General features: G+C 50.0%; 11 protein-coding genes. 3 read left to right on the forward strand and 8 right to left on the reverse strand.

Translation table 11 applies throughout. The features are described from left to right. Window positions 1-108: 108 nt before the first annotated feature. Both DFR62_RS08515 and DFR62_RS08520 read right to left on the reverse strand, forming a co-directional pair. A complete protein-coding gene (locus DFR62_RS08515; RefSeq protein WP_121299732.1) occupies window positions 109-693 on the reverse strand; it encodes a DUF3221 domain-containing protein in 585 nt (194 codons plus the stop codon). Between the two features lie 87 nt (window positions 694-780). Then, the gene (locus tag DFR62_RS08520) at window positions 781-1,731 is read right to left on the reverse strand and encodes an MBL fold metallo-hydrolase (RefSeq protein WP_121299734.1); all 951 of its coding nucleotides are present in this window, start codon (window positions 1,729-1,731) and stop codon (window positions 781-783) included. A 372-nt stretch (window positions 1,732-2,103) separates the two neighbouring features. On the opposite strand from DFR62_RS08520, the gene proC reads away from it, so the two are divergent. Next, window positions 2,104-2,907, forward strand: coding sequence for a pyrroline-5-carboxylate reductase (proC, locus tag DFR62_RS08525; protein ID WP_121299736.1), 804 nt, complete (start codon window positions 2,104-2,106; stop codon window positions 2,905-2,907). Between the two features lie 164 nt (window positions 2,908-3,071). Next, window positions 3,072-4,088, forward strand: coding sequence for an NADPH dehydrogenase NamA (namA, locus tag DFR62_RS08530; protein WP_121299738.1), 1,017 nt, complete (start codon window positions 3,072-3,074; stop codon window positions 4,086-4,088). Window positions 4,089-4,586: 498 nt separating this feature from the next. Here the strand turns inward: namA and DFR62_RS08535 are convergent, their stop codons facing one another. From DFR62_RS08535 to DFR62_RS08560, 6 genes are all read right to left on the reverse strand, one after another. Then, entirely contained in the window at window positions 4,587-5,654 is a 1,068-nt protein-coding gene (locus tag DFR62_RS08535) for an ABC transporter ATP-binding protein (protein ID WP_121299740.1), read from the reverse strand. Further along, window positions 5,651-6,478: an ABC transporter permease gene (locus DFR62_RS08540; RefSeq protein WP_121299742.1), complete on the reverse strand. Its 828-nt coding sequence runs from the start codon at window positions 6,476-6,478 to the stop codon at window positions 5,651-5,653. Before DFR62_RS08540 ends, DFR62_RS08535 begins: the two co-directional genes overlap by 4 nt. Further along, window positions 6,478-7,362: an ABC transporter permease gene (locus DFR62_RS08545; RefSeq protein ID WP_121299743.1), complete on the reverse strand. Its 885-nt coding sequence runs from the start codon at window positions 7,360-7,362 to the stop codon at window positions 6,478-6,480. Before DFR62_RS08545 ends, DFR62_RS08540 begins: the two co-directional genes overlap by 1 nt. Continuing rightward, a complete protein-coding gene (locus tag DFR62_RS08550; protein WP_121299746.1) occupies window positions 7,346-8,590 on the reverse strand; it encodes an ABC transporter substrate-binding protein in 1,245 nt (414 codons plus the stop codon). The genes DFR62_RS08545 and DFR62_RS08550 overlap by 17 nt, the downstream gene beginning before the upstream one ends. A gap of 84 nt (window positions 8,591-8,674) precedes the next feature. After that, on the reverse strand, window positions 8,675-9,328 hold the full coding sequence (locus tag DFR62_RS08555) for a TVP38/TMEM64 family protein (RefSeq protein ID WP_121299748.1): 654 nt from the start codon (window positions 9,326-9,328) through the stop codon (window positions 8,675-8,677). Beyond that, window positions 9,325-11,208 (reverse strand): FAD-dependent oxidoreductase, encoded by a 1,884-nt coding sequence (locus DFR62_RS08560; RefSeq protein WP_121299750.1) that lies wholly within the window; start codon window positions 11,206-11,208, stop codon window positions 9,325-9,327. The genes DFR62_RS08555 and DFR62_RS08560 overlap by 4 nt, the downstream gene beginning before the upstream one ends. A 186-nt stretch (window positions 11,209-11,394) precedes the next feature. On the opposite strand from DFR62_RS08560, the gene DFR62_RS08565 reads away from it, so the two are divergent. Beyond that, on the forward strand, window positions 11,395-11,976 hold the full coding sequence (locus tag DFR62_RS08565) for a CDP-alcohol phosphatidyltransferase family protein (RefSeq protein WP_121299752.1): 582 nt from the start codon (window positions 11,395-11,397) through the stop codon (window positions 11,974-11,976). Window positions 11,977-11,990 lie beyond the last annotated feature (14 nt).

Raw genomic sequence — 11,990 nt, forward strand, 5'->3', positions numbered from 1 at the left:
AATATGCAAAAAAACCATGTTTCTTCTATAGAAAGAACAACTTCTGTGCATGCAAAAACCCGGACGGCTCACTGCCATCCGGGTTTTCTGCTGCCGGGATCTGCCGGCTTATTCCTCGGTGTCTTCTGCTTGTTCTTCCTCTTCTTCATTGCCCATTGTATATTCCAATGTATTCATATCGATGCGCACTTCCGTTAAATCACCAGTTTCCATATTATTGAATAAAAATCCGATCTCGTCGCCGCGCACGATGGGTTGTCCCAAAATGATGAGTTTGGACAACTGCTCTTCATTGATAAAGGCCTGCAAAGCTTCCGATTGCCGCTGGGACTCTTCGTCCTGCAAGATCGTGATCTTTTCTGCTTCGCCTTGCATCGGGTAAGACTCTTCTAGCGGCCCTGTATAATCGGTTTTGACTTTCATGCCGGTGCGCAAGTCGCTGATAACGGCTTCTGTTGTTTCCCCGCCTTCTGCAAACTGGACTTCGACGTCTTCCGGAATAGCGAAGTAAATGCTATTGATGAGAATGCGTCCATCCCCGATCTGCGTAATGAATCCTTCTTCCGTCATGCCCTCTTGTTCAACTGCAATTTCCGGTTCTTCTTCATTGCCTGCCGGCTCCGCCGGTGCGGCATCATCTGAACAACCTGCCAATAGCAGGAATCCTGCAAGAAATAAACTAGCTTTTTTCACTTTATCCCAATCCTTTACGCTTAGATTCTTGTTGCAACTCTTAATTTTCAGTTTACCTGCTGAAGCTTAGGCATGCAACTCTGTACATTAAGCCTGGCGGTAGACGAAAATGCCCCGGTCGTTCAATCGCTCTTCAATCAAGCCGTCTTCGAGCAAGTAATCGACTTGGCCGATCGTCTCGGAAAGCGTCAGGCCGAGCTCTTTTTCGTAGGCATGCGGAAACAGCTGCTGTGTCAATTCGTAAACCGACTGCTCGCTTGACCGGTCGAGCATGGCGAGCACTTTCATCGCCCGCAAGTGCTGCTTTTCGAGCCGTGTGGAAACGAGTTCATGAACATTGCGCACGTCTTCCCCGTGGCCGCTGTAAATGACCTCTATCGGCATCTTCAATAGCCGGCTGAGGGAGGCGTTGTATTGCAGCAAAGACTTTGGGCGTCCTTCTTCCGGGTTATACGGCGGTTCGATGAGCGGGTTCGATGACACTTTCGCGATGACGTGGTCGCCGCCAATCATCGTGCGTTCTTCCGGATTCCAGAACGACAGATGGCTCTGGGCATGCCCCAAAGTCTCCATGACATGCCAGTCCGCGTGGCCCGGAATCGCATCGCCTTCGTTGATCGCCATATCGAGCGGACGATTGCCCATTAAATTGAGCGGCCGCTTCATCTTCTTCATCCAGAACATCAAATCACCCGGCACTCCCTCTTCTTTCAAACGCTCCTGATAGAACGCATCATGATAATCGAAAAAAGCTTCGTCCCGGCGCAGCCATAGATCGTTATATGGATGGCCGTACAATTTGGCGGCGTCGAAGCCGTCGACCCATCCTGCGTGATCCGGGTGGTGGTGCGTCAAAACCACTTGCTCGATGTCTTCAGGAGCGACATTCGCCGCTTTCAATCCGGCCTTGAGCGCTTCCCAGGCTTCGGGTGTTTTCGGTCCGGCATCGATCAACGTCAACGCGTCGCCTTTCAATAAATAAGAATTGACATCTCCGACGGCAAATGGCGTCGGGATAGTGATTTTGATCGGTTCCATCATTCCCACTCCCTTAAAATGAATGTCTATTCACTTATCATACCTTGAATGGCAAGCCCCGTCACGCCAGCTGGCCGATTTGACAAATAAAATTTCTTTACTTATAATTTAATAACATATGTAAGCGTAGATGAAGATTAGTACGGAAGATGATGGGTACAAGAGAGTGCCGCCAACGCTGAAACGCCGCACCCCCGCTCCCTTCCTGAACCTGCTTCTGAGCTGCCGTGCAAACACGGCCGTCTGTCCGCGATAAGGATATCGAGTTGTGCAAATGTGCAAACTTAGGTGGTACCGCGGAAACAAGCGTTTTCGTCCTTGGAATAACAGGGATGATTGCGCTTTTTATTTTGAGAAAAGGAAGTGGAATGTATGAAAATTGTATGTGTAGGGGCCGGATCGATGGCCGAATCCATGATCCACGGCTGGATCAATAAGCGAATTATGAAACCCGATGAAATCTCCGTCATGAACCGGTCAGATCAGGACCGTTTGGAATTTTTGCATGATGAATACGGCGTTAACATTGTGTGCGACGACAAGACCGAACTGAGAGATGCTGATTTCATCCTGCTCGCGATGAAACCGAAAGATGTCGAAGTGGCATTGAAAGGCATCCGCGAAAAATTGACCGGGGATACCGTCATCGTTTCTGTTGCGGCAGGCGTTTCGATTGACACGATCCAAAAACATGTCGGCGATTTCGCTGTTGCCCGTGCCATGCCGAATACCTCTGCGCAAATCGGCAAGTCGGCCACAGGCGTCGCCTGGAGCAAATTCGTCACTAAAGAACAGCAACACCTGCTGAGAAAGCTCTTGTCGTCGATCGGCGGCGTGACGGTCGTGGAAGAAGACCAATTGCATGCAGTGACTGGCATTGCCGGAAGCGGCCCGGCGTATCTCTATTATTTCGCTGAGTCCATGGTGCAAGCTGGAATCGACAACGGTTTGTCTTCTGCCGATGCGAAGAAACTGGTGCGCCAAACATTCGACGGCGCAGCGGAAATGCTCCAGCAGGAAGATTTCGCCGAATTGCGCAAACGCGTCACGAGCCCGAACGGCACAACAGCAGCCGGTCTTCAAGCCCTCTATGATAACGACTTCAAGCGCATCGTCGGCGACTGCGTCACTTCGGCTGCTAACCGCTCCCGCGAACTCGGGAAAGAATTCGAATAAAACCCCATCACACCCCACAGAAGCGACAGCTTTTGCGGGGTGTTTCTGTTTACCCCGATGTTTTCATCGCTAAAGAAGCAGGTCAAGCAAGGCTTTCGAATCGAACGCCCGCAGGTTTTCCGGTATACTAATCTCTTGTATAGAGACTGAAGGAGGAATTTCACGTGGCAAAACTTTTCGAAGAATTCGAGCTTAAGGGAGTCCATTTCAAAAACCGCATCGTCATGGCCCCGATGTGCATGTACCAAAGCGATAAAGAAGACGGGCATGTGACCGATTGGCATCGTGTCCATTACCCTACGCGCGCAGTCGGCGGCGTTGGATTGATCATCACTGAAGCCACTGCCGTCCAGCCGATCGGGCGCATTTCTTCCCGTGACCTCGGCATATGGGACGATGCCCATATCGACGGACAAGCGGAAATCGTCCGCTTGATGAAAGCGAATGGCGCGAAAACCGGCATCCAATTGGCGCATGCCGGCAGAAAAGCGACAGTCGACGGCGAAATCCAGGCACCGAGCGCGATCGCCTTCAATGATAAATACAAAACACCGAAAGCAATGACAATCGAAGAAATCGATGACACCGTCCAAGCGTTCCGGGATGGCGCTGTACGCGCCAAAAAAGCCGGATTCGACGTCATCGAAATCCACGCAGCCCATGGCTATCTGATCAATCAGTTCTTATCTCCTTTGACCAACCAACGCACTGACGAGTACGGCGGCAGCAGCGAGAACCGTTACCGCCTGCTGCGCCGCGTATTGGATGAAGTGAATTCGGTTTGGGACGGACCCTTGTTCGTGCGCATTTCGGCAGAAGATTACTCAGCCGGCGGCATGACGCCTGAACAATACGTCGAGATGACCAAATGGATGAAACAGCAGAACGTCGATTTGATCGATGTCAGTTCAGGGGCTGTCGTGCCGGCACAGATTCCAGTATTCCCTGGCTATCAAGTGAATTTTGCGGAAACGATCAAAAAAGAGACACCAATCGCAACCGGCGCTGTCGGCTTGATCACGGAGCCGCGCCATGCTGAAGAAATTCTCCAAAACGGCCGTGCCGATTTCATCTTCCTGGCACGCGAATTGCTGCGCAACCCGTATTGGGCCTACACTGCCGCTCAGACGCTCGGAGCCGATATCGAAGCTCCTGTGCCTTATGAGCGGGGTTGGATATGAGACAGTTGCAAAATAGCTGTAATTTAGTATACTGAAAGTAACGAAAAAAACCGGATGCTGTATGCATCCGGCCAGCTGCATGCCGCCTTTCGAGGGCGGTCGGCTGGACACTATAGGTTTATCAAATAACCGTCAGCCCACGCCAATGGGACGGTTATTTTTTTTTCGGAATGACCAGAATCAAGGATATGACAAGCGTCAATGCGCTGATCGTCAACCCGACACTCGTGAACACAAGCGAAAATGCTTCTGCCATGGTCATGCTACCACCCCCTTTCTATAGGGAATGGCCAAACCGCCCTCATGCAGCTGTACCTTTATTTTACCACAAACAGAACACCTGTTCTATTGATAACTGTAAAAATAATCAGTAAAAATAACCCAATTGCACTCAGCGCTTTCCGGAATGATGCCTATGTTGTCAGAGGCTCCCGTTAGCTAGAAAATTATGAAGCCCCTTGCCGCGTTGATGGCAAGGGGCTTTTCACTTGAGTGATGCTATTCTTTCAAAAAACGGACTTCCTTCATATCCACCAGCAAATTGATCGCTTCCCCGACGGTTGTTTTTTCCGCTTGGGCAGTAGTAAACAAACATTCCAGCAGCTGGTTTCCTGCTCTCACTTTCAGGCTGTACATGCCGCGCGAGTATTTCATTTCCTGGACGATGCCTTGAATCCGGACATGGCCTGATTGATCACTTTCCGCCGTTTTGATCGCTTCTGGCCTGATGACCATAAAATAATCGCCATCTGCCAACTGGCTGATGCCATCCACTTCAAGAAATCCATCCGAAGAGACGAAACGGCCATTTTCCAGCGCACCGCTCAAGATGTTTCGCAAGCCAAGGAAAGCAGCAACCGTTGTCGTGTCGGGGCGTTCGTATAATTCTCTCGCATTGCCGACTTGGCGCAATGCCCCTTCGCCCATGATCGCGATCCGGTCGGATAACGCAAAAGCTTCATCGCGGTCGTGCGTCACGAACAAGACGGTGACACGAAATTCTTTTTGGATTCGGCTTAACAGTTCGCGCATTTCTTCCCGCAACCCCGGATCGAGCGCGCTGAATGGTTCGTCCATCAATAAGACGCGAGGATTCGCCACTAAGGCCCTGGCGAGTGCCACGCGCTGCTGCTGCCCACCGCTCAGTTCATCCGGAAAACGGCTGCCGAATCCACTGAGCCCCACGTGTTCGAGCATATCGCGGGCAGCTTTCAAGCGCTGCTTTTTGCCGACTTTCTGCATTTTCAAGCCAAAAGCGACATTGTCTTCAATGTTTTTATGCGGAAACAGCAAGGATTGCTGAAACACCATCGCGAATTGTCTCGATTCAGGCGGCACATTTGTCAGGTTTTTATCCCCTATCCAAATCTCCCCGCCATCTGCCTCCAATAAGCCAGCAACCAATTTCAGCAAAGTCGTCTTGCCGCAGCCGGAAGGCCCAAGCAGTGAGAAGAACTCTCCTTCGCGAATGGACAGCCGGACCGGGCGAAGCATGAACGACGCATCGTTTTTCGGCTGTACGGCTCCGTACCGCTTTTCTATATCGATGATGCGTAAATCACTCACGGTTTCACTCCTTTCGCCTGACCCTGTGAGGCTTTATTCAGTTGATAATAACGTTTTAAAGCGGCGTCCATTCCAACCAAAGCCGCAATGGCAATGGCTGCATAGAGCAATGAATAAGCCGAGGCAATACCTGGGTCTCCTCCACTGACAAACGGGAACAGCAAAATCGGCAAGGTAACTACTTGACCGGCACCGATGATGAAGGTGATCAAGTATTGGCTCAAGGAAATCAAGACGCTTAAACTTGCGCCTGCTAATATGCCTGGCAACAGATGCGGCAGCACGACGTGAAAGAATCGCGGCACCGCACGCGCTCCCAGCATGCGCGCTTGGTCTTCCCAATCAACCGATAAAGTTTGATAGCTAATCATGACCGCACGGAACATATACGGCAAAGTCGGCGCGATATGCGCCAACACAACCCCAACAACGGTTTCGGTCAATCCGAGCCGCAAAAAGGTCAAGTGGATTCCCATGACTGAGATAAAAGGCGGAATGATGATCGGCGCAAAAATGATCGCTTCGAACAACCATCTGCCGCGGACTGGATAACGCACCAACGCGTTGGCCGCCGGGATCGCCAGTAAGATGTTCACGGCTGTTACAATCAAGGCAATCCATAAGCTGATCCCGACCGCTTGCCAGGTTCGCCCGTCATTTAATACATATTCCCACGTACGAAAACTCCATGACTCAGGCAACACATCCGGCCAGCGCCAGCCGAATGACAGGCTCGATAATAGCAAGGGAACAAATGGCACGATAATGAAAATGATTAATGTAATGAAGACAAACAAGGACAGAAGGCGTGGATGTCTTTTCATTAGCCCCACCCCTTTAGCACATTCCAGCGCTTACTGAAGTAATACGCCACTAGACCCAGTAAAATCGTGATAGCCGCGAGAATCATATTGACCGCAAGCGCTTCGGGGCGATCCGAAAGCGTGCCGCTTGTGTAAAGCTGGTACGAATAAACCGGCAGCACACTTGGATAAGTGACACCTAGCAGATAAGGTACTTCAAAAGCGGAAAAAGTAAACACAAAGACGATAAACGTGGCAATCGCCCACGCCGGCATCATGACCGGCACGACCACTTCCCGGACGAATTGCCAATTGCCCGCACCGAAAACGCGCGACACTTCACGCCAGGAGCCATGGATCCGCGACAGCACCGGATACAGCATAAGTGCCACAAAAGGCGCTTCTTTCCAAGCGTAAGTGAGGATGATTCCCCACCCGAATGGATCATTGACGAGCACTGGGAAATCCGTGATGTCGTCAATCCAGCCAAATGCCGCAAGGAGTCTCGATACAAATCCGCTTTGGGTGAACAGCAGCACGATGATATAGCCAGCGACCAGATGCGGTATGGTCAACGGCAATTGGAATAAGCGATGCCAAGCCTTCGGCGACGCGGATTTCATGGAATCATTGAGAAAAAACAAAGCCAAAGCAACGAGCGCCCCAATGACTGCCGACAGCAATGAAGACAGCGCCGCTATCCGCAATGTGAGCGCCATCGATTCCCAAAAAGAGCCGGAATGCAAGAGACTGTCGTAGGCTGCAAAGGTCAATTCCGTCTCCCCGATTGCCGGAAAATAGCCGAAGCTTTTCAGCAGCCCATCAAAAATCCCCCCGAAAAACAGGAGGATGATCGTGCCAGCGGCCGGCAGCAGCAAAAGATACGGTTTACTCTTTCGCCACATGTTCCGTCCACCCTTTTTCAATGATGTCGATATAATCTGAAGACAATTCAGGCAAGCGATTTTGTTCCAATTCTTCTATTGAAAGGGTCGCTTTCCCGAGATCTACTTCATTCATCGCCTGTTGCTGTTCGGGCGATAGTTTTTCCAATTCGAGCGCCGTCAAATCGCCCCAGTTTTCAGGGGATAATTTAGCGGTTTGCGCCTCAGGCGACATTAGTTCATTGATCGCGACAAGCGCCCCTGCTTTATCCGAAGCGTTAAACGGAATCGACAGGAAATGCGTATTCGCGAGTGTTCCCCCGTCCAATAGATAGGTACGGGTCGACTCAGGGAATCGTCCTTTCAACACTTCACTCGCAGCGAGCGCCGGATCGTAGCTCATGGTCATGCCGATTTCACCGCTCGCAAACAACTGATCTTGTTTTGCCAGGCTTTCCGGATACGTTTCTCCCTCGCGCCATAAATATGGCTCAATGCTATTCAAGTATTGCCACATCGGCTCGAGGCGTTCTTCCAAATCTTCAAGCTCGGCAGCGGGCTGCTGGTACTGCTCGTGTCCGCCAGTCGTTTCATACAATACCTGGCGGACAAAAGCACTTCCCGTGAAATCAGGCGGTGCGGGGTATGTGAACTGTCCCGGATGTTCCTGTACCCAATCGGCGAGTTCAGCCATCGATTTCGGCGGGGTTTCGTGTTTACTTTCATCATGCACGAACACGAATTGCGCCTTGCCCCATGGTGCTTCCAAGCCTTCCACCGGTTCTCCGAAATCCTGTGAAACTTCCGGTGCATCGGAATCGATGTAGTCATTGAAATTCGGCAATTGTCCGGTGAAATCTCCCCACAGCAAGTCGTTGTCTTTTGCGGCTTTGAAGTTCTCGCCGTTGATCCAGATAATGTCCATGCTGCCGTCGCTTTTCCCAGCTATTTTTTCGTCGAGCAATTGGTTGATGATGTCTTGCGCGTCATTCATCGGCACACGGGTCAACTCGATGCCGTGCTGTTCTTTCATGCGCGGCGCGACCCATTCATCCAAATAAGTATTGATGTTATCGTTTCCGCCCCACATGTACATATTGACTTCCTGCCCTTGCGCCGCGTCTTGAATAACGCCCCAGTCATCTGTCAATAAGCTGTCTGCATCGGTTGCGTTTCCTGCATCTCCGGATGAACAAGCTGACAAGGCGAGTGCCAGAATGCCCAATGACGCTATTGGATATTTTTTCATTAATTCCACTTCCTAATTCCTTTTATGCTACTTCTCTGTATCTTCAATCAAGCATCAACAGGGAGCCTCGCTTATCGCGAGCAATCAATCCGGTTTGCTGCCGTTTTTTTGATTCCAGCGGTTGCGGATCAAAATCGGGACGACTGTCAAGATAATGAAAACGGCGACCGCCGCTACAATGATTTTCGGGTTGCCGCTGACAAAGCTGCTGCCGAGAAAATTATAGGCGAAGGTTCCGGGAATGATGCCGATCAAAGTCGCCAAGGCAAACGAAGCGAAACGCACCTTGGCAATCGCCGCCATATAGCTGATCAAGTCGAAATTGATGACCGGGATCAAACGGAACAGCAGCACATACAAAAAGCCATTCTGTTCCATTTGCCTCTGAAATTTGGCAGCGTTTCCTGTCCACTCTTTTGTAACGATGCTTCTGCCGACCACCTTTGCGACAAGAAAGGACAGCATTGCCCCCAAAGTCGCGCCAATGATGGTGTAAAAGGTTCCCATCCAAGCACCGAAAGCCAAGCCACCGGCAATCGATAGCACCGAGGCCGGGAAGAAAATCAGCGGCCTGATGGTGTAAACGATAATGTAAATGACAGGCGCCCATAACCCGAACGATAAAATCCAGCTGCGAAGATCTTCCGCTTCCACGTCAAAAACGGAACGGCTGAGCCAGATGACCAAGCCGATGGCCACAGCCACCAGCAGCCATTTAGCAATGCGCTTTTTACTCATGAATTACGGGTGTGTGTCGAAATACTTGAATAACGTTTTCTCATCTCATCATAGCGCTTGCGGTTAAGCCCTTGGTCTGAATAACCGACGCGTGAGGCGGAGCGGAATTCAATTTGCTGCGCTGCGTCATTAAAGTAAAATTCGATGTCATCTTTGAATTTCATCAGTTTAGTCGTGGCAATTGCATAAACATAATCATTATTCACTTGTACGATTCGGATGCCTTCATAGCCTTTCAACATGCCGATCAAGTTCTTTTTCGCTTGCTCTTTGCTGCCATTATACGGCCATGCTGGAACGAATTTGTCCCGTACAGTCGTTTGCGACGAAACGGCATTAGGCGTGGAAGGCATTTCCTTAAGTCGGCCATTTTTAACGCCAAGTTTTGGTTTGGTGTTATTTTGGATGGCCATATTGGCGATGCCGAGCCCTGCCGCTGCTGCAGCCCCGTACAAGCCGATTTTTTCGACAGGCAACTCGCCCGCTTTTGCTTTATTGAAGGTTTTGACGACTGGTTGGTTGAGCAGGTTATCGACATAGACTTTCTTGCCGATTTTCACCAGTACTTCGCTATAGGTCGGATATGGGTGGATGACACTGGATAATTTACCCATATTGATACCAAGTGTTTTGAGTGTCTGGATTTGGCTGATGATTTCACCAGCGCGATCGCCCAGAATGCTCGCCCCGAGAATATAGCCTTTTTTATCGAGAACGATCTTCACTTTGCCGATCGAGCCTTGTTTCGTATTGGCACGGTCGATATCCGCATAATCATGTTCATAGACGCGGATTGAATCGCCGTATTGTTCGCGTGCCTGTGCTTCGGACAAGCCAGAGTGGCCGAGTTCCGGGTCTGTGTATGTACACCAGGTCACATGGTCGTAATTCATTTTGCGGTTGATCGGCAAAATGGCGTTCTGCGTCGCGGTAATGCCTTGGGCGTTCGCCATATGCGATAGTTGATAAGGGCCGACGACATCGCCGATGGCATAGATGCCTTTGGCGGTCGTTTCCATATGTTCGTCCACTTGGATGCGTTTCTTATCGTACTCGACACCGGCAGTTTCCAGGTTATAGCCGGAGACATTCGCTTGGCGGCCGAGCGCAACGAGAAGCCCTTCATTTGAAACAGTGATCTCCTTGCCGTCTTTTTCGACTGTCAGTTCAATTTGACCGCCATGTTGAGCAGCTTTTACCGCTGTTGCGCCAGCATGGATCGTGACGCCTTCTTCGATGAGCCGCTGCTGAATCATCAGCGCGAGTTCTTCGTCATCGTTGGATAAGATGCGATCCGATTTTTCCACCAGCGTCACTTTAACGCCAAGACGGTTGAGCGCTTGGCTCATTTCGACACCGATCGGGCCTGCGCCGAGAATGGTCATCGTTTCCGGGAATGAGGCCAATTTGAAGATCGATTCATTGGTTAGGTAATCCACTTCACTCAAGCCATCAATCGGCGGCACCAGTGGAGTGGAGCCAGTGGAGAGGATGATTTTTTTCGCTTCAATCGTTTCCCCTTCCACTTCCAAGGTGTTCGGCCCAGTAAATATGGCATAAGCGTTGATAAAATCGATGCCGGATTCCTTCAGCACTTCCGGCGATTCACCGGCGTATACTTTTTGAATGACTTTTTGAATATCTTTCAATACTTCTGATGTATCGACTTTCAGCTCAGGTGAATATTTTTTGGCGTGATGGACTTCCTTCGCGATATTGATGAGCGATTTGCTCGGGATGCAGCCGGACCATGTACATTCCCCGCCTGGCAGATTCTTGTCGATCAGCACGGTCTTTTTCGAAAATCCTGCGGCTGTAAAAGCGGCTGTTAGGCCTGCTGCTCCCGCTCCGATAATTGCGATATCATACTTCTTGGTCATATCCGTCAAATCCTTTCTTAATCCTGAATTAAATATATCTTAACAAAGACTTCTATACACTTACCCTTATTTACCCTCGAATAGTCTGCTTATAAAAAATCCTCTCAGTCTAAAGAGTTCTGTGGGGGGTGTAAACGGTGATATGCTTTATACTTAGAATATCTTTTACATGAAAAGGTGAATTATATGCTCGATACATATGCCAGAAAACATGTACAACCGTTTGTTGACAAGACGGCCGATTTTTTATTAAAAAAAGGATGGACAGCTGATGGCGTGACCAAGACGGCATTTACCATCGGTCTGTCATCGGGTGTCTTCATCTATCTGGACCAGCCGGTTTTGGCACTCATTGCGCTTTGGCTATCCGGATTTTTGGATGTAGTCGACGGGACGATGGCGAGAAAAACAAAACCTTCTCCTTGGGGAACGCTCCTCGACATCAGTTTTGACCGATTGGTGGAAATCAGCGTTATCCTCGGCCTTGCCTTCCGCTTTCCGGATTCGATGTGGGCTTTATTGTTATTGAGCGCATCGATCATCGTCGCCATGACTGTCTTCTTGACCGTCGGAGCATTGTCCGAAAAACAAGGGATGAAATCGTTCTATTATCAAGCTGGGCTTGCGGAACGGACAGAAGGGTTTATCTTGTTTACGTTGATGATCGTCTTTTCTCCTTATTTGACGGCAATCACCCTTTTGTTTATCGCCGTTCAGATTTTCACCATTTTTCAGCGCATGGCCGAAGCCAAGCGGATTTTGTCCTAGATTGGAGTGTTTAA

This window comes from Planococcus citreus (genome assembly GCF_003664125.1).
Taxonomy (GTDB): domain Bacteria; phylum Bacillota; class Bacilli; order Bacillales_A; family Planococcaceae; genus Planococcus; species Planococcus citreus.